Raw genomic sequence first — 17,041 nt, forward strand, 5'->3', positions numbered from 1 at the left:
TCGACTCAGAAGCTGTTGTCGCCGTCGAGGATGCGGCCGAGGCCGCCCAGCGCCGAACCTTCGTCGCGGCCCGGCTTCATCGCCGCCTGCATCATGCGGCCGGCGAGGCGCGAGAACGGCAGCGACTGGATCCACACCTTGCCCGGGCCGGTCAGCGTGGCCATGAACACGCCTTCGCCGCCGAACAGCATCGACTTCACCGAGCCCACCGACTTGATGTCGAAGTTGACGCCGTCCGTGTAGGCCACCACGCAGCCGGTATCGACGTCGAGGCGTTCGCCGGAGCTAAGCTGGCGCTCCATGATGGTGCCGCCGGCGTGCACGAAGACGAGGCCGTCGCCTTCGAGCTTCTGCATGATGAAACCTTCGCCGCCGAACAGCGCCGTCATCACCTTGCGCTGGAAGTGCAGGCCGATCGAGACGCCTCGCGCCGCGGCGAGGAAGCTGTCCTTCTGGCAGATGATGCGGCCGCCGTAATTCGACAGCGTCATCGGCACGATGGTGCCGGGGTAGGGCGCAGCGAAGGCGACCTTGGCCTTGCCGCTGCCGCCAGCGTGCGAGAACACCGTGGTGAACAGCGACTCGCCAGTGACGAGACGCTTGCCGGCGCCCATCAGCTTGTCCATGAAGCCGCCGCTGGCCTGCTTGCCGTCGCCGAAGACGGTTTCCATCTGCACGACGGCGTCCTTGTACATCATCGCCCCGGCCTCGGCGACCGCCGATTCACCCGGATCGAGCTCGATCTCGACGAACTGCATGTCCTCGCCGTAGATCTTGTAGTCGATGACGTCGGCGCGCTGGCCGCCGGAAAAGGCCGGAGGCGGCGGCGAGGTGACGTTGCCGGCCACCGACTCGCTGCGCAGCTCGGCGCAGGCGGCGATCGGCACCCACTCGGCGAAGCCGTTGCGCCAGCAGTGGCCGTTCGGGTTCTTCGCGGCCTGCGCGACGGCGGCGGCGGTATCGAGCGGGCCCATCTGCTGGCCGTTGTAGCTGAGGTACCACTGGTGCATGGCGAGTCTCCTTGGGGGGGGGTCAGAGGCCGAGTTCGGCGTGGAGCTGTTCGCGTGCGGCGGCGTCGAGGCCGAGGCGCTGCGCGAGTTCGTCGAGGTAGCGGACTTCGAGCTCGGTGTCGCGACCGATCGCGATGACGGAAGCGACGTACACCTGCTCCCGCTGCGCCGGACGCGTGCGCGCGACGAGCTGGGCGGCGGTCAGCGGCGCGGCGAGTTCGCCTTCCAGCGCCTCGAGATCCTCGGCGTCCAGCCCGGCATCGCGGGCGCTGCCGAGGATGCGCTGGCGCTCGTCGGCGTCGATCAGGCCGTCGGCATTGGCGGCGCAGATCATCGCGCGCAGCAGGTGCATGGCTTCGACGGCGCGCTCGGCGTCCGACGGCGCGGCGACGCCCGGCGCCGGTGGCGGGGCCGAAGCGGCCGGCGGCGGCGGAGGCGGTGTGCCTCCATGCATCGGCTGCGGGGGCGGCGCGCTGCCGGTGGCGGCGGGTTGGTTGCTCGACTTGTAGTGTTCGTAGGCGGCAATCGCCAGACCGAGCGCGCCCATGCCGATCTTGGCCTTCGTGGCGGTCGACAGGCCGCCGCTGCGACGGCCGCTGCCGCTGCCCAACACGCCGCCCAGCAGGCTGCCGAGGCCGCCCGATCCGCTGGACGAGCCGCCCGACGAACCGCCGAGCAGGCCACCCAGCCCGCCGAGGCCGCTGCTGCCGTAGCTCGATTTGTGGCGGCGCTGCTTGCCGCCAAGGCTGCCGCTGAGGGCTTCGTTCATCACCTGCTTGAGCAGGCGTTCGGGGTCGAACATGGGGGTTCCTTCTACACGCGGGAGGCCAGCGCATCATGCCAAAGCGGGGTTAATGCCTCGTCAGTGCCGGAGGTCCTGCCCGCTGGCGCCGGCCTCGAGGGGCCGCCTGTGGCACACTGCCGCGCCTTCACTTCGCCTTGAATCCGGACCGCGCGCGACATGGCCGACAGCATCGACAGCCACGCCCCGCGCACCCCCTTCCAGGTGTGGCGGGCGATGACGTGGTCGCTGCAGGGCCTCCGTGCCGCGTGGTTGCTGGAGAGCTCGTTCCGCCTCGAGGTTTATCTCTTCCTGGTGCTGGCCCCGCTGGGCTACTGGCTGGGGGCGGACGGCGTGGAGCGCGCCATCCTGATCGGCTGCCTCATGCTGGTGCTCATCGTCGAAGTGCTGAATTCGGCCTTGGAAGCGGTGGTCGACCGCTTCGGCAGCGAGTGGCACGAGCTCGCCAAGCGCGCCAAGGACATGGGTTCGGCAGCGGTTTTTCTTTGCGACCTCAACGTGTTGCTGTGCTGGGGCCTGATCCTGCTGCCGCGCTGGCTGTGATGCCGCGTTGCTTCCTCTTCTCCTGAACCGGTACCGATGATCGAATTCCTGACCAGCCCCGAACTGTGGATCGCGCTGCTGACGCTCGCGACCCTCGAGATCGTCCTGGGTGTCGACAACCTCGTCTTCATCTCGATCGCCGTCAGCAAGCTGCCGCCGCACCAGCGCCCGAAGGCGCGCAAGTTCGGCCTCGCCCTGGCCTGCATCACCCGCATCCTGCTATTGCTGACGCTGGCGTGGATCGCCGGCATGAAGCAGTCGCTGTTCACCCTGTTCGGCCATGCGTTCTCCATCCGCGACCTCGTGCTGATCGGCGGCGGCCTGTTCCTGCTGGTCAAGGGCACGATGGAGATCCACGATTCCGTCGAAGGCGACAGCGACGCCGAGCAGATCGACACCAAGCCCTCGGCGGTCTTCGGCTGGGTGATCGCCCAGATCGCGGTGATCGACATCGTGTTCTCGCTGGATTCGGTGATCACCGCCGTGGGCATGGTGCCGGCCGAGCAGACCGGCATCATGGTGGCGGCGATCATCATCGCCGTCGCCGTGATGATCCTCGCCTCGAACCCGATCGGCGACTTCATCGACCGGCATCCGACGGTGAAGATGCTGGCTCTGACCTTCCTGATCCTCGTCGGTGCCGCCCTCGTGGCCGACGGTTTCGGGTATCACATCCCGCGTGGTTTCCTTTACTTCGCCATGGCCTTCTCGGGCCTCGTCGAAGCCCTGAACATGGTTTCCCGCCACCGCCAGGCGAAGAAGGCCGAACGCAAGCGCCTGGCCGGCTGAGGAGTTGTCGATGAGCGATGTCGCACCGCTGGTGCTGAAGAAGGGCGAAGAGCGCCGCCTGCGTGCCGGGCACCTGTGGGTCTTCAGCAATGAAGTGGATGTCGCGCGCACCCCGCTGACGGCGCTGCAGCCCGGCCAGCCGGTGATGCTGATCGACGGTGCAGGCAAGACGCTGGGCAGCGGCTACGCCCATCCGAATACGCTGATCGCCGCGCGGCTCGTCGACCGCGGCGGCCACGCGCTCGACCGCTCGCTGTTCGTGCACCGGCTCAACGTGGCGCTGGCCCTGCGCGAGCGCCGCTACGCCGACCCGTTCTATCGCCTGGTGTTCGGCGAAAGCGACGGCCTGCCGGGCCTCACCGTCGACCGCTTCGGCGACGTGCTGGTGGCCCAGGCCACCACGGCCGGCATGGATCGCCTGCAGGACGAGATCACCGATGCGCTCGACAAAGTCTTGAAGCCGCGCAGCATCGTCTGGAAGAACGACAGCAGTGCCCGCGCCATCGAAGGCCTCGGCAATGAGGTGCGCGTGGTCGGCATGCCCGTCGAGGGGCCGGTGGAAGTGCGCGAGGGCGCCTTGCGTTTCGCCGCCGACGTCATCGAAGGCCAGAAGACCGGCTGGTTCTACGACCAGCGCAGCAACCGCGATCGCCTTGCGCCCTGGCTGAAAGGGGCGAGCGTGCTCGACCTCTTCAGCTTCGCCGGCGGCTGGGGCCTGCGCGCCGTCGCCGACGGTGCCGCCAGCGCCGACTGCGTCGATGTGTCGGGCCGTGCGGTGCAGGCGGTGCAGGCGAACGCCGAACGCAACGGTTTGGGCGACCGCGTGACGGCACAGGCCATGGACGCGTTCGACTTCCTGAAGGCCGCGCGCGCCGAGCGCCGGCGCTGGGATGTCGTCATCGTCGATCCGCCGGCCTTCGTGAAGCGCAAGAAGGATTTCAAGGAAGGCGCGCTGGCTTATCGACGCATCTTCGAAGCCGCCATGCAGGTGCTCTCGAAGGACGGCCTGCTGGTGGCCTGCTCCTGCAGCCACCACTTCCCGCGTAGCGCCCTCGTCGAGGCGGTGCAGGCCGGGGCAAGGCACCTCGACCGGCAGGCGCAGTTGCTGGAATTCCTCGCGCAGGGGCCGGACCATCCCGTGCATCCGGCCATCCCCGAAACCGAGTACCTGAAAGGCGCGTTGTTCCGCATCCTCCCTGCCTGATGAACGCCCCCGACACGCTGACGCTCGACCAGCCGCCGCCGGCCTTCGAAGCCGCGTTGAAGGCGCTGCACCGCCTTGCGCAGCGCGATGAGGAGGACGTGCCGGGCCGGCTGCTGGAGATCACCGCGGAGACCTTGGGCGTGGCGCGGGCCAGCCTGTGGTCGTTGACGCCCGGGCGCCGCTCCATCCGCTGCCGCGCGATGTTCGAGCAAGGGCAGGGCATGCTCGCCCCCCAGACCGAACTGGCCTGCGATGCGGCACCGGCCTACTTCCAGGCCATCGAGGGGCTTCTGGTTCTCGCCGCCGAGGACGCGCAGCGAGATCCGCGCACCGTCGAGCTCGCCGAGGGCTACCTGAAGCCGCTCGGCATCGGGGCCATCCTCGACGTGCCGATCTGCGAATTCGGCGAGATCGTCGGCGTGCTCTGCCTGGAACACCTCGGTCCGCCGCGACGCTGGAGCGGCGCCGAGCGCCTGTTCGTCACCTCGCTCTCCGGCATCCTGTCGCAACGCCATGACCGCCTGCGAATGGCCGCGGCGGAAGACGAGCGCAAGCGGCAACTGCTGTTCGATGCCGCTACCGGCTTGGCCGGGCGAAGCCTGTTCATCGATCGCCTCGCCCACGCCGTTGCCGAATTGCCCGCGGGCCACGACCTCGCCGTGCTCGCACTCGACCTCGAGCGCCTGCGCAGTCTTGCGCACCGGTATGGCGGCAATTTCGCCGACAGCGTGATGGCCGAAGGCGCGGCGCGCATCGGCCAGGTGGTGCCGGCCGCCCGCTGTGGCCGCATCGCCGATGACACCTTTGCGCTGTGGGTGTCCGGGGATCGCGCCCAAGGCTTGGCTACGCGCCTCGCAGGGCGACTGCAACGCGCGCTCGCGCTGCCGATGGCGGCACCGGACGGCGACAGCCTGGAATTCAGCACCGCGGTGGGCATCGTCCCCGGCGCGCGCGCCGAGCCCGACGCCGATCGCCTGCTGCGCGATGCGCTCACCGCGGCGTTCAGCGCAGCGCGCAAGGGCCGCGGGCGCGTCGAAGTGGTCTGGCCCGACGTGCGCAACGAATTGCAGAGTTCGCTCGAGCTCGAAAGGGAAGTGCGCCGCGCTGCGGACGCCCGCGAGTTCACCTTCCGACTGCAGCCGATCGTCGACCTCGTGTCGGGGCGCGCCGTCGGTGCCGAGGCGCTCATGCGCTGGCCGCGCGAGGGTCGCGATGTGCCGCCGTCCGACTTCGTGCCGCTGCTCGAGGACAGCGGCCTGATCGCGCAGGTGCACATGGGCCTGCTGCGCGACCTGTTCGCCTGGGCGCGCGAGACATCGCTGCTCGAACGCCGGCCTGGCTTCCAGCTGCACGTGAATTTCTCGCCGGTGCAGCTGCAGTCGCCGGGCTTCGTGGAGGAACTGCGCGATACCGCGCGGGCCTATGGCGTGGAGGGGCTGCTCGTTTGCGAGATCACCGAGAACACCCTGTTCTCCAGCGGCGAGGACGCGGCCTCGACCTTGCGCTACCTCGCCGAGATGGGCATCCCGGTGTCGCTCGACGATTTCGGCACCGGCTTCGCTTCGCTCACCCACCTGATCGACCTGCCGCTGCACGGCCTGAAGATCGACCGCAGCTTCTGCCTGCGCTGCGCCGACGATGCTAAGGCGCAGGCCGTCGTGGGCGGCCTGCTCGGCCTCGCCACCCACCTAGGCCTCGACGTGGTGGCGGAAGGCGTGGAGACCGAAGCGCAGCGCGCCTTGCTGGTGTCGCTGGGCGCGACTGTGGCCCAGGGCTACCTGTTCGACCGGGCGCTGGACCTTGAACCCTTCGCCCAGCGTTGGCTGGGCGATTGATGGAACCTTGAATGAGCTCTCTGCACGACATCGATCCGATCGCGGTTTCCCTGCCGTTCTGGCCGCACGGCATCCACTGGTACGGCTTGATGTACGTGCTGGCCTTCGCCGCTGCGTGGTGGCTAGGCCAACGGCGCCTCCGCGCCGGACGCCTGCCCGGCATCGACGAGAACGCCTACGGCGACCTGCTGTTCTACGGGATGCTCGGTGTGCTGCTGGGCGGGCGCGTCGGCTACGTGCTGTTCTACGACCTGCCGGCCTTCCTCGCGGATCCGCTGATGCTGTTCAACGTCCGCGGCGGCGGCATGAGCTTCCATGGCGGCCTGCTCGGCGTGATGGCGGCCGGATGGTGGTGGTGCCGAAAGCACCGGATGCACTGGTTCGACGTCATGGATTTCGTCGCGCCGCTGGTGCCCTTGGGTCTCGGCTTCGGTCGTATCGGCAACTGGATCGGCGGCGAGCTGTGGGGGCGCGTCACCGACTCGCCGCTCGGCGTCGTGTTTACGCGCGCCCTGCCGCCCGAGTACGCGAACCTGCCGGTGGAGCAGCTCCGAGTGCTCCATGCCCAGGGCGTGCTCGACCCTTTCGCGCGCTATCCGTCGCAGCTGCTGCAGGCGCTGCTCGAGGGGCTGGTGATGTTCGCGGTGCTGTGGTGGTTCAGCGCGAAGCCGCGCCCGCGCTTCGCGGTGTCCGGGATGTTCGCGCTGCTCTACGGCGTGTTCCGCATCGTCGCCGAGTTCTTCCGGCAGCCCGACGCGCAGTACGGCTACCTCGCCTTCGGCTGGCTGACGATGGGCATGGTGCTGAGCCTGCCGCTCGTCGCGCTCGGCCTCGTGTTCCTGTGGCGCTCGCACACGGCGCCGACGCTTGCGAAGGAGGGCGCGTGATGCAGGCCTACCACGATCTTCTCATCCACGTGATGGCGAACGGCGCCATCAAGACCGATCGCACGGGCACCGGCACCCGCAGCGTGTTCGGCGCGCAGATGCGTTTCGACCTCGCCGCCGGCTTTCCGCTGGTCACCACGAAGAAGGTGCACTGGAAGTCGGTGGTGCACGAACTGCTGTGGTTCCTGAAGGGCGAGACGAACATCGCCTACCTGAAGGCGAACAAGGTCGGCATCTGGGACGAATGGGCCAACGCTGACGGCGAGCTCGGCCCGGTGTACGGCAAGCAGTGGCGCAGCTGGGCCGCGCCCGACGGCACGGTGATCGACCAGATCAGCGACGTGATCGCGCAGATCCGCAAGAACCCCGACTCGCGCCGGCTGATCGTCAGCGCCTGGAACGTGGCCGACCTGCCGCAGATGGCCCTGATGCCTTGCCACGCCTTGTTCCAGTTCTACGTGGCCGACGGCAAGCTGAGCTGCCAGCTCTACCAGCGCTCGGCCGACCTCTTCCTCGGCGTGCCGTTCAACATCGCGAGCTACGCGCTGCTCACGCAGATGATCGCGCATGCCTGCGACCTCGGCCTCGGCGATTTCGTCTGGACCGGCGGCGATTGCCACATCTACTCGAACCACGTCGACCAGGTGAACGAGCAGCTCTCGCGCGAGCATCGCGCGCTGCCCACCGTCCGCCTCAACCCCGAAGTGCGCGACGTGCTGGCCTTCCGCTACGAGGACATCGAGCTGGTCGGCTACGACTCGCATCCGGCCATCAAGGCGCCGGTGGCGGTGTGAGCGGCGTCGATATCGCGCTGGTCGCAGCACTCGACCGCGACTTCGCCATCGGCCGCGGCAATGCCCTGCCTTGGTCGCTGCCCGACGACCTGAAGCGCTTCAAGGCCCTGACACTCGGCCACCCCATCCTGATGGGGCGGAAGACCGCGGAATCGCTCGGTCGCGCGCTGCCGGGGCGCCGCAACCTCGTGCTGACCCGCACAGGGCGCGTGCCGTTCGATGGCATGGAGGCGGTGGCCTCGATCGACGCGGCGGTCGCGGCGGTCGCGGCGGTCGTGGCGGGCGGCGATGCGCCCGCGTCCGAGCGGGCGTCCCGAACGCTGATGGTCATCGGCGGTGGCGATGTCTACGCACAGGCGCTGCCGCTGGCCTCGCGCCTGCACCTCACGTGGGTCGATACGCGCGTCGAGGGTGCCGATGCCTGGTTTCCGCGTTTCGATCCCGCCGCTTGGACGATGACCGACAGCGAGTCGCACGCGGCCGACGCGCGGCACGCGACCGCCTTCCGTTTCGCTGATTACTCGCGACGCTGAACCGCGTCAGTCCTCAGCCTTCGGCGCACCGACGACAACGCGCCCCAGCACCTGGTGCACGCGTGGTTCCGGCCCGAGCTCGAGCGCAGTGAGCTTGCCGCCCCACACGGCGCCGGTGTCGAGGCCGTGCACGCCGAGGCCCTGGAACAGGCCGAGCGTGCTCCAGTGGCCGAACACCACCGGCATCTCACGCTCGACGGTGCCGGGCACCGAGAACCACGGGTAGAGCCCGGCTTTCTGCGTGCCCGGGCGGCCCTTCTCCTCGAAGGCGATGCGGCCGGCGGTGGTGCAGTAGCGCATGCGCGTGAAGATGTTGATGATCGCGCGCCAACGGTCGACGCCTTCGAGCTTCGGCGTCCAGTTCGGCTTGTCGCCGTACATGTTCTTGAGCAGGCGTGCGCCGCCTTCGCCCTGCAGCCGCTCTTCGACCTCGCGCGCCCGTGCTTCGGCGATCCGGACCGTCCACTTCGGCCCGAGGCCGGCGTGGACCATGGCGAAGCCCAGCTCGCGGTCGACGTGCATCAGCTTCTGCGCGCGCAGCCACTCGATCAGCGTCGTGGCGTCGTCGTCGAACAGCACGCGCTGCAGGTCGGGGTTCACCCGGCGCTGCTCGTCCGGACGGCGACCGGCGATCGCCAACAGCGACAGGTCGTGGTTGCCGAGCGTCACCACGATGTGTTCGCGCAAGCCGTGCAGCAGCTTCAGCGTTTCCAGCGACTGCCCGCCACGATTGACGAGGTCACCGCAGAACCACAGGCGGTCGTTCGCCGGGTCGAAGCGGATCGCCTCGAGCAGGCGCAGCAGGATGTCGTGGCAGCCCTGGAGGTCGCCGATGGCGTAAGTCGCCATCAGTGCAGCGTCCGCGGGATGCTGAGCGCGAAAGGCGCGATCTCGGCGTCGAACTCGGTGCCGTCGTCGGCGAGCATCTGGTAGCTGCCGCGCATCTGGCCGCAGAAGGTCTCGAGCACGGCGCCCGAGGTGTACTCGAATTCGCCACCGGGCTTGAGCCAGGGTTGCTGCCCCACCACGCCTTCGCCCGCCACCTCCTGCACCTTGCCGTTTGCGTCGGTGATCAGCCAGCGGCGCGACAGCAGGCGCGCCGGCACGTCGCCGGTGTTGGCGATGCGGATCGTGTACGCGAACACGTAGCGGCCTTCGTCAGGCGCGCTCTGTTCGTCGAGGAAGCGGGTGGCGACGGCCACCGCGATGGCATAACGGGGGTTGGGCATGCCGGGATTTTACTTAAAGCGCGTCGGCTTCCGGGGGCTGGATGCCGGCGTCGATGAGCTGGTTCGACAGCGTGACGTACGCCTCGACGGGCACGGCTTCGGCGCGCGCGCCCGGATCGATGCCTGCGGCACGGATGGCCTCGGTGTCGCAGACGGTCGACAGTGAATTCCGCAGCGTCTTGCGCCGCTGCGAGAACGCCGCGGCGACCGTGCGCGCGAAATGCGCGGCGTCCTTCACGCCGGCCTCGCCCAGCGGGCGCGGCACGAGGCGCACCACCGCGGAATCAACTTTCGGCGGCGGCGTGAAGGCGCCCGGCGGCACGTCGAACAGCGGCGTCACGCGGCACACCGCCTGCAGCATCACCGAGAGGCGGCCGTAGGTCTTGCTGCCGGGCTCGGCGGCCATGCGGTCGACGACTTCCTTCTGCAGCATGAAGTGCATGTCCTTCACGGCCTCCGCGTGTTCCATCACGTGGAAGAGGATCGGCGTGGAGATGTTGTAGGGCAGGTTGCCCACGAGGCGCAGCGGGCCCTCGACGTCGTGGCCGTGGCCGAGCTTGCCGAAGTCCACCTTCAGCACGTCGCGATGGACGATGGTGAGCTTGCCGTGTTTCGCACCTTCCTCCGCCAGGGGCACGATGAGGTCGCGGTCGAATTCGATGACGGTGAGTTCGCCGTGGGCGCGCAGCAGCGGGAAGGTGAGGGCGCCGCCACCGGGGCCGATCTCGACGATGAATTCGCCGGGCTTCGGCGCCACCGCGCGGATGATCTTCTCGACGATGCCGGGGCTCGACAGGAAATGCTGGCCGAGCTGCTTCTTGTGGCGATGGGCGTCGAGGCTCATTGGGCGGCTCGGGTCAGTGCGTGCCGCGCGCGGCGGCGCGGTGGCGGGCGAGGTCGGCGCACAGCGCGACCGCATGCTGCAGGCTGGACGGGTCCGCGATGCCGCGGCCGGCGAGGTCGAGTGCGGTGCCGTGGTCGACGGCGACGCGCGGGAAGGGCAGGCCGAGCGTGATGTTCACCGCGTCCTCGAAGCCGCTGGCCTTCAGCACCGGCAGGCCCTGGTCGTGGTACATCGCGACGACGGCGTCGAAGTGGCCGAGGTGCTGCGGCAGGAAGGCGGTGTCGGCGGGCAGCGGGCCTTCCAGCAGGCATCCCTCCGCGCGCAGGCGTTCAAGCACGGGGATGATCACGTCGATTTCCTCGCGGCCCATCTCGCCCGATTCACCGGCATGCGGATTCAGCCCAAGCACGCGCAGGCGCGGGTTCGCGATGCCGAACGAATCTCGAAGTGCACTGGCAGTGATGCGCAGCACGCGTTCGAGGCCGTCCGCGGTGATCGCGTCGGGCACCGCACGCAGCGGCAGGTGGGTGGTGGCCAGCGCCACCCTCAGTCGCGGATTGGCCAGCATCATCACCACGTCGGTACCGGCCACTTCGGCCAACAGCTCCGTGGTGCCGGTGTAGGCGATGCCGCCACGATTGATGGTGGCCTTGTGGACGGGGCCGGTCACGAGGCCATCGACGTCTCCGGCCAGCGCGTCGCGCGCCGCGCTCTTCAGTGCGCCGATGACGGCGCCGGCATTCGCGGGATCGGCGTGGCCGAACCGAGTCGGTGCGGCGTTGGCGTGTTCGATGAGCGCGAGCTCGCCCGGTCCGGCATGCGCCGTCGCCTCACGCAAGCGAAGCGGCAATCCGAGCGAATGCGCGGCGGCGAGCAGGGTCTCTCCGTCGCCATAGGCGACCAGCGCGGCGTCACGGGGCGTTTGGGCGATCCGGACGCAGAGTTCCGGACCGATGCCGGCCGGCTCGCCGGGGATCAGCGCGAGCCGGGGCGCGATGGGCATTGGCTCAGGCGCCGAGGCGCGACTCGACGTAGGCGTCGGCGCGGAGCTGGCGCAGGAAGCGCTCGAACTCGTCCTGCGCCTTGCGCTCGCCGATCTGCTGGCGGGCGCGCTGGCGGCGGTTCTCGTCGGTGACGTCCTGCTGGCGCTCGGCGATGCGACGGACCACGTGCCAGCCGGCCTCGGTGCGGAACACCGCCGAGAGCTGGCCGTCCTGCAGCGACTGCACCTGCTGGGTCACGGCGGGGCCGAAGGTCTCGCCGCTGAACCAGTCGAGGCGGCCACCGCGATTGCGGCTGAAGGTATCGTCCGAGTTTTCGCGGGCGATCTTGGCGAAATCCTCGCCGGACTCGATGCGCGCGCGCAGTTCGTCGATCTTGCGGCGTGCGGCCTCTTCGCCGACCACGTCGTTCACCGCCACCAGCAGGTGGTCGGCCTGGTATTCGGCGACGGTTTGCGGGCCCGACTCGCGGACGCCGACGAGCTGCACCATCTGGAAGCCGCTGGGGCCGCGGACCGGCGCCGTGTACTGGCCGGGCTGCAGGCCCTGGATCAGCTCGGCGAAGCGCGGCGGGATGCTGTTGGCCTCGCGCCAGCCGAGGTCGCCGCCCTCGAGGGCGTTGCGGTCGTCGGAATAGCGGATGGCGGCGGCGCGGAAGTCGATCTCGCCGCGATCCATCAGTGCCTTGATGCCGTTGATCTTCTGCTCGGCCGTGGCCACCTGCTCCGGCGTGGCGCCGTCGGGCAGTGCCACCAGCAGGTTGGCAAGCTGGAATTCGGTGCTGTCGACGTTGCGCAGCGCCAGGAACTGGTCGATTTCCGATTCGCTGATCACCACGCGGCTCTGCACCACGCGCTGCTGCAGGCGGCGCATCTGCAGCTCCTCGCGGACGCTGCGGCGGTAGTCGTCGAAGCTGAGTCCGCTGCCCTCGATCTGCGCGCGCATCTGCTCGATGCTGACGTTCGACTGGCCGGCGATGCTCTGCAGGGTCTGGTTGAGCTCGGTATCGCCGATGCGGATGCCGGTGCTCTCGGCGCGCGCGACCTGCAGGCGCATGAGCACCAGGCGGTCGAGCACCTGCCGCTGCAGCACGTTTTCCGGCGGAAGCTGCGCTTCACGGCCGCGGTACTGGGTGCGCACGTTGGCGACGGCGCGGTCGAGCTCGGACTTCAGGATCACGTCCTCGTCGACGACGGCCACGATGCTGTCCACGCCGCCGCTGCTGGCACCCGGGCCGGCGAGCAGCTGGGCGCGGGAAGGTGCGGCGAACGCGAGGGCGGCGGCCAGGAGGCCGGTGAACGCGGGCTGGAGGAGCGAGGACTTCGACATGGGGCTGGAACGGGCTCTGGCGCGCGGAAAGCGCTGGGTCAAGGCGAATAGCCGAGGATAGCATCGGACAACAACCGCTCTGAATCGCGGCCGAAGCTGCCGATGCCGTTCAGCTCGATTTCGAGGTAGACGCCGAGGTTGCGGTCGCCGTTCAGGTCGCGGACGTAGTCGCGGGCCAGCACGCGCACCGCCATGCAGCAGCTCTGCCATTCGAGGCCGCCCAGCGCTTCCTGCGTGCGGCGGTCGCGCAGGGACCATGCCCAGCGGGCGACTGCCCGCCAGTTCGCGGTGATCGGCGCGGCGAAGCTCACGTCCGTCTGCTCGATCAGGTCCTTGCGGTAGCGGTAGCTGGCGTTCATCACGCCGCGCTCCGAGAAGCGCCACTGCGTGCGCACCGCCGACAGGTCGGTGCCGAATTCCCCCGGGTTCCACTGCTGGGCGAGCGACACGCTCCACGCGTCGCTCACGCGCCAGTCGAGCTCGCCGACGTAGGCCGAGCCGTCGCTGGCCGGCGGGCGCTCGCCGGGGACCGCCACCCGCGGCGGGTCGAAGTAGTGGATGCGGCCGAGGCTGGCGGACAGGCGCTCGCGGCCGTCGTCGGCGTCGAGCAGCCGGGTGGTCACGGCCAGCGTGGCCTGGTTGGCGTCGGTCTGGCGATCGGCGCCGGTGTAGCGGTTCTGGCGGAACAGGCCGGGCCAGCTGAAGGACAGGGGCTGGGTGTCGAACAGCGGCAGGTCGTCCTGCACCCGGTAGGGCACGCGCAGGTAGTAGAGGCGCGGCTCCAGCGTCTGCACGTAGTCGTCGCCGAACAGCGTGGTCTCGCGCTCGAACAGCAAGCCGGCGTCGATGCTGCTGATCGTGGTGCTGCGGTCCGGGCTGAGGTCGGTGCGCTGCGCCAGCACCCGCGGATCACGCTCGAGCGTGTAGCTGGTCTGGCGGACGGCGAATTCCGGGTTCACGAACCAGCTCGCGCCACCGAAGTTGAGGCGTACCGAAGGCTTCACGTCGAGGCGCTGGCCGCCGGGCAGTTCGTCGTGCTGGAAGCGCACGGCTTCGGCGCTCACGCCGAGATCCATCCACGGCAGCACCGGCTGCAGCCACTGGCCGCGAATTCGCGGCAGGCGAGCGTAGGGCTCGCTGCCGGGCAGCACGGCCGGATTGGCGGCCTCCCAGCGTTCGAACGACACGCCAGTGGACCAGTAGCGGCCGCGGCCGTTCAGCGCGAGGCTGCTGTCGAGCAGGCTGAGCGTGTTCTGGCCGAAGTTGTCGCCGAGGTCGCGGAAGTACTCGCGGTCGCTGACGTCCTGCAGGTTCGCGCTGGCGTACCAGTTCGGCGACAGCGCGCTGAAGTGCTGCCAGCGGAAGAAACCACGATCGTCGCCGGTGCGGTTGTCGTCGGCGAGGTAGGTGCCCTCGACCCGGCCGGCGCTGGCCGCGCCGAGATAGCGGAACTCGCCGCCGAGCATCAGGCCGCGGCGCGACATCCAACGCGGCGTCAGCGTGGCATCCATGTTCGGCGCGAGGTTCAGGTAGATCGGCTGCTCGTAGTCGAAGCCGTTCTCGTCCTGCACGCCGATCTTCGGGGCCAGCAGGCCGGTGCGGCGTTCGCTGGTGGTCGGGAAGCTGATCCACGGCAGCCACAGCACCGGCACGTTGCCAACGCGGAGGACCGCGCTCTGCGCGACGCCGCGCTGGGCCGCGTCGTCGATCTCGATGGTCGAAGCCTCGAAGGCCCATTGGCGCTGCCCGGGCGGGCAGGTGGAGAACAGCGCGTCGGCCAGCGTGCTGCGTTCGCCCTCGCGCACCACGCTCGCGGCGGTGCCGTTGCCCATCGTGCCGTCGAGCAGCTGGAACTGGACGTCGCGCAGGCGGACGCGCTCGGCGGCGTTGTCGCCGTCGGCCGACGTCGCCGCGACGCGCAGGCGCTCGTCCTCGAAGCGCAGCGGACCGGGGCTCTCCCAAGTCTCGTTCTCGTGGCGGTAGACCAGCGCGTCGGTGCCCACCCACTGGTCGGCGCGCGTCAATTCGACGCGGCCGCGGAAGGTCGTCACCTTCTCGCCGGAGACGTCCAGCGCATCGGACTGCACCTGGGTGGGGCCGGTGCCGCGTTCGGCCGCGCCGGCTGTCGGTGCGCTCGTGCGCGCGCCTTCCAGCGTCATCGGCGCCCGGCACAGGGCCCAGGCCGAGTCGCCGAGGGGCTCCGCGGCGCGTGCGGGCAGGGCCAGGGCGAGGCCCAGGGCGAGGGCCAGCGGGTGCAGGTTCGGTCGCGACACGGACAAGCCTCTCACTTCGTGACCCGTAAGCTTGACTCAAAACCGCTCCCTGCCGGGAGCCCCGCGCCGCGATCCGCGGCCCCGACGATGCCGGAGGACCCCCGATGACCGCGCCCGTCCGCAAATCCGAGGCCGAATGGAAGGCCGAGCTGAGCCCCGAGCAGTACGCCATCTGCCGATGCTCCGCGACCGAGCCGCCCTTCACCGGCGCGTTCTGGGACCACCATGCCGACGGCATCTACGGCTGTGTCGCCTGTGGGGCGGCGTTGTTCGACTCGGCGGCGAAGTACGACTCCGGGAGCGGCTGGCCCAGCTACTGGCAGCCGGTGGCGCGCGAGGCGCTGGCGCTGAGGGAAGACGGCACCCACGGCATGCGTCGCACGGAGGTCTGCTGCGCCGCCTGCGATTCGCACCTGGGGCACGTGTTCCCCGACGGGCCGAAGCCCACGGGGCTGCGCTACTGCATCAACTCGGCGGCTTTGCGCTTCACGCCGCGGTGAGACCGCGGAGGTGGGCCACGCTGCATTCGCGCAGCGCGGTCAGGCTGTAGCCGCCCTCCAGCACCGACACGAGCCGCCCGCGGCAGTGGCGGACCGCCAGGTCGGCCAGCTCCGCCGAGAGCCAGCGGTAGTCCTCGGCCGTCAGTTCGAGATCGGCGAGCGGGTCGAGGTGATGGCCGTCGAAGCCGGCCGAAACGAGCAGCAGCTGCGGCCGGAAGGCCTCGAGCGCCGGCAGGAGCTTGGCGCGCCACGCATCGCGGAACACCGCGCTGCCCGCGCGCAGCGGCAGCGGCGCGTTGACCACGTTGCCGACGCCGGTATCGCTTTCCATGCCGGTGCCCGGATACAGCGGATGCTGGTGCGAACTCAGGTAGGCGACGCGCGGCTCGGCGGCAAAGATCGCCTCGGTGCCGTTGCCGTGGTGTACGTCGAAATCCACCACCGCGACACGCGAGAGGCCATGCGCCTGCACGGCATGCGCCGCGCCGATGGCGATGCCGTTCAACAGGCAGAAGCCCATCGCCGTGTCGCGCGTGGCGTGGTGGCCCGGAGGGCGCACGGCGCAGAACGCGCGGGTCACTTCGCCGGCCATCACGGCGTCGACCGCCGCCACGACCGCACCGGCGGCCCGCCGGGCGGCTTCCGGTGACTCCGGCGACATCGCGGTGTCGGCATCGAGGCGCACGAGCGCCTCGCCGTCGAAGCGGGCGTCGAAGATCGCGTCGACGAGGGCCTTGGTGTGCACGCGCTCGGCGGCTTCGCGGGTCGCGAGCGGAGCCTCGATCCACTCCAAGGGCTGGATGGCCGCGCGCAGCGCTTCAGTGACGGCCTGCAGGCGCGCCGGGCACTCCGGATGCCCCGGGCCGGGCTGGTGGGCGAGGCAGGACGGGTGCGTGTAGACGCGCATCAGCGCCGGCGATCGTGGCGCCAGAGCACTTCGCCGTGGCCGCTCTCACGGGCCAGCACACGGCACAGCACGAAGAGCAGGTCGGAGAGGCGGTTGAGGTAGCGGATCGCCTCCGGGCGAACGGCGTCGTGGTGCGAGAGCGTCACCACCTCGCGCTCGGCGCGACGGCAAATGGTGCGGGCGAGGTGCGCCTGCGCCGCCGCCATGCCGCCCCCGGGCAGGATGAAGTCCTTCAGCGGCGGCAAGTCCGCGTTGAAGCGGTCGAGCGTGTCCTCGAGCGCCTGGATGTCGGCGTCGAAAATGGCCGCGTGGCCGGGGATGCAGAGTTCGCCGCCCAAATCGAACATCTGGTGCTGCACGGCCACCAGCACGTTGCGGATCGAATCGGGGATCTCGCAGGCCAGGACGATGCCGATGGCGCTGTTCGCTTCGTCGACGGTGCCGTAAGCGGTGACGCGGGCCGAATCCTTGGACACGCGGGCGCCGTCACCGAGGCCGGTGCTGCCGTCGTCGCCGGTGCGGGTGTAGATCTTGGAGAGGCGATTGCCCACGCGGGGCTCC

General features: G+C 69.7%; 18 protein-coding genes. 8 read left to right on the plus strand and 10 right to left on the minus strand.

Going from position 1 to position 17,041, the window contains the following annotated elements; genetic code table 11:
* Positions 1-5: 5 nt before the first annotated feature.
* Positions 6-1,010, minus strand: a complete 1,005-nt coding sequence (locus ACIQ6S_RS03885; protein WP_397607218.1) for a TIGR00266 family protein — start codon at positions 1,008-1,010, stop codon at positions 6-8.
* A gap of 22 nt (positions 1,011-1,032) precedes the next feature.
* A complete protein-coding gene (locus ACIQ6S_RS03890) occupies positions 1,033-1,812 on the minus strand; it encodes a tellurite resistance TerB family protein (RefSeq protein WP_397607219.1) in 780 nt (259 codons plus the stop codon).
* A gap of 159 nt (positions 1,813-1,971) precedes the next feature.
* Here ACIQ6S_RS03890 and ACIQ6S_RS03895 point away from each other — a divergent pair, with 159 nt between their 5' ends.
* The 7 genes from ACIQ6S_RS03895 to ACIQ6S_RS03925 are packed head-to-tail and all read left to right on the plus strand — an operon-like array spanning position 1,972 to position 8,397.
* The gene (locus ACIQ6S_RS03895; protein WP_397595761.1) at positions 1,972-2,355 is read left to right on the plus strand and encodes a diacylglycerol kinase; all 384 of its coding nucleotides are present in this window, start codon (positions 1,972-1,974) and stop codon (positions 2,353-2,355) included.
* Between the two features lie 36 nt (positions 2,356-2,391).
* Positions 2,392-3,144, plus strand: coding sequence for a TerC family protein (locus tag ACIQ6S_RS03900; protein WP_397572265.1), 753 nt, complete (start codon positions 2,392-2,394; stop codon positions 3,142-3,144).
* A 10-nt stretch (positions 3,145-3,154) separates the two neighbouring features.
* Complete coding sequence (locus ACIQ6S_RS03905; protein ID WP_297864956.1) at positions 3,155-4,348, plus strand: class I SAM-dependent rRNA methyltransferase; 1,194 nt, start codon at positions 3,155-3,157, stop codon at positions 4,346-4,348.
* Positions 4,348-6,183, plus strand: a complete 1,836-nt coding sequence (locus tag ACIQ6S_RS03910) for a putative bifunctional diguanylate cyclase/phosphodiesterase (protein WP_397607220.1) — start codon at positions 4,348-4,350, stop codon at positions 6,181-6,183. The genes ACIQ6S_RS03905 and ACIQ6S_RS03910 overlap by 1 nt, the downstream gene beginning before the upstream one ends.
* Positions 6,184-6,194: 11 nt before the next feature.
* Entirely contained in the window at positions 6,195-7,070 is an 876-nt protein-coding gene (lgt, locus tag ACIQ6S_RS03915; RefSeq protein WP_397607221.1) for a prolipoprotein diacylglyceryl transferase, read from the plus strand.
* Positions 7,070-7,864 carry a thymidylate synthase gene (locus ACIQ6S_RS03920; protein ID WP_397607222.1) on the plus strand — a complete coding sequence of 265 codons (795 nt, stop codon included), beginning with the start codon at positions 7,070-7,072 and terminating at the stop codon, positions 7,862-7,864. The genes lgt and ACIQ6S_RS03920 overlap by 1 nt, the downstream gene beginning before the upstream one ends.
* 11 nt (positions 7,865-7,875) lie before the next feature.
* Entirely contained in the window at positions 7,876-8,397 is a 522-nt protein-coding gene (locus ACIQ6S_RS03925) for a dihydrofolate reductase (protein WP_397607297.1), read from the plus strand.
* 6 nt (positions 8,398-8,403) lie between these two features.
* Here ACIQ6S_RS03925 and ACIQ6S_RS03930 read toward each other — a convergent pair whose 3' ends face one another.
* From ACIQ6S_RS03930 to lptD, 6 genes are read right to left on the minus strand one after another with little or no spacing between them, the layout of a single operon-like run.
* The gene (locus tag ACIQ6S_RS03930; protein ID WP_397607223.1) at positions 8,404-9,246 is read right to left on the minus strand and encodes a symmetrical bis(5'-nucleosyl)-tetraphosphatase; all 843 of its coding nucleotides are present in this window, start codon (positions 9,244-9,246) and stop codon (positions 8,404-8,406) included.
* The gene (gene apaG / locus ACIQ6S_RS03935) at positions 9,246-9,626 is read right to left on the minus strand and encodes a Co2+/Mg2+ efflux protein ApaG (protein WP_297864950.1); all 381 of its coding nucleotides are present in this window, start codon (positions 9,624-9,626) and stop codon (positions 9,246-9,248) included. The genes ACIQ6S_RS03930 and apaG overlap by 1 nt, the downstream gene beginning before the upstream one ends.
* Before the next feature lie 13 nt (positions 9,627-9,639).
* A complete protein-coding gene (gene rsmA / locus ACIQ6S_RS03940) occupies positions 9,640-10,470 on the minus strand; it encodes a 16S rRNA (adenine(1518)-N(6)/adenine(1519)-N(6))-dimethyltransferase RsmA (RefSeq protein ID WP_397607224.1) in 831 nt (276 codons plus the stop codon).
* Positions 10,471-10,483: 13 nt separating this feature from the next.
* Positions 10,484-11,473 (minus strand): 4-hydroxythreonine-4-phosphate dehydrogenase PdxA, encoded by a 990-nt coding sequence (pdxA, locus tag ACIQ6S_RS03945; RefSeq protein ID WP_397607225.1) that lies wholly within the window; start codon positions 11,471-11,473, stop codon positions 10,484-10,486.
* Between the two features lie 4 nt (positions 11,474-11,477).
* Entirely contained in the window at positions 11,478-12,800 is a 1,323-nt protein-coding gene (locus ACIQ6S_RS03950) for a peptidylprolyl isomerase (protein ID WP_397607226.1), read from the minus strand.
* Positions 12,801-12,838: 38 nt separating this feature from the next.
* Entirely contained in the window at positions 12,839-15,073 is a 2,235-nt protein-coding gene (gene lptD / locus ACIQ6S_RS03955; protein ID WP_397607227.1) for an LPS assembly protein LptD, read from the minus strand.
* Between the two features lie 104 nt (positions 15,074-15,177).
* Between lptD and msrB the strand changes: the two genes are divergently transcribed.
* Positions 15,178-15,573 (plus strand): peptide-methionine (R)-S-oxide reductase MsrB, encoded by a 396-nt coding sequence (gene msrB / locus ACIQ6S_RS03960; RefSeq protein ID WP_397607228.1) that lies wholly within the window; start codon positions 15,178-15,180, stop codon positions 15,571-15,573.
* On the opposite strand, the gene ACIQ6S_RS03965 is transcribed toward msrB, so the two are convergent.
* Both ACIQ6S_RS03965 and ACIQ6S_RS03970 read right to left on the minus strand, forming a co-directional pair.
* Positions 15,560-16,480: a histone deacetylase family protein gene (locus tag ACIQ6S_RS03965; RefSeq protein WP_397607229.1), complete on the minus strand. Its 921-nt coding sequence runs from the start codon at positions 16,478-16,480 to the stop codon at positions 15,560-15,562. The two genes, msrB and ACIQ6S_RS03965, sit on opposite strands and share 14 nt — an antisense overlap.
* Positions 16,480-17,031 carry a cob(I)yrinic acid a,c-diamide adenosyltransferase gene (locus tag ACIQ6S_RS03970; protein ID WP_297864943.1) on the minus strand — a complete coding sequence of 184 codons (552 nt, stop codon included), beginning with the start codon at positions 17,029-17,031 and terminating at the stop codon, positions 16,480-16,482. The genes ACIQ6S_RS03965 and ACIQ6S_RS03970 overlap by 1 nt, the downstream gene beginning before the upstream one ends.
* Between the last annotated feature and the right edge of the window lie 10 nt (positions 17,032-17,041).

Source organism: Silanimonas sp., assembly GCF_044377035.1.
In the GTDB taxonomy this organism is placed as follows: domain Bacteria; phylum Pseudomonadota; class Gammaproteobacteria; order Xanthomonadales; family Xanthomonadaceae; genus Silanimonas.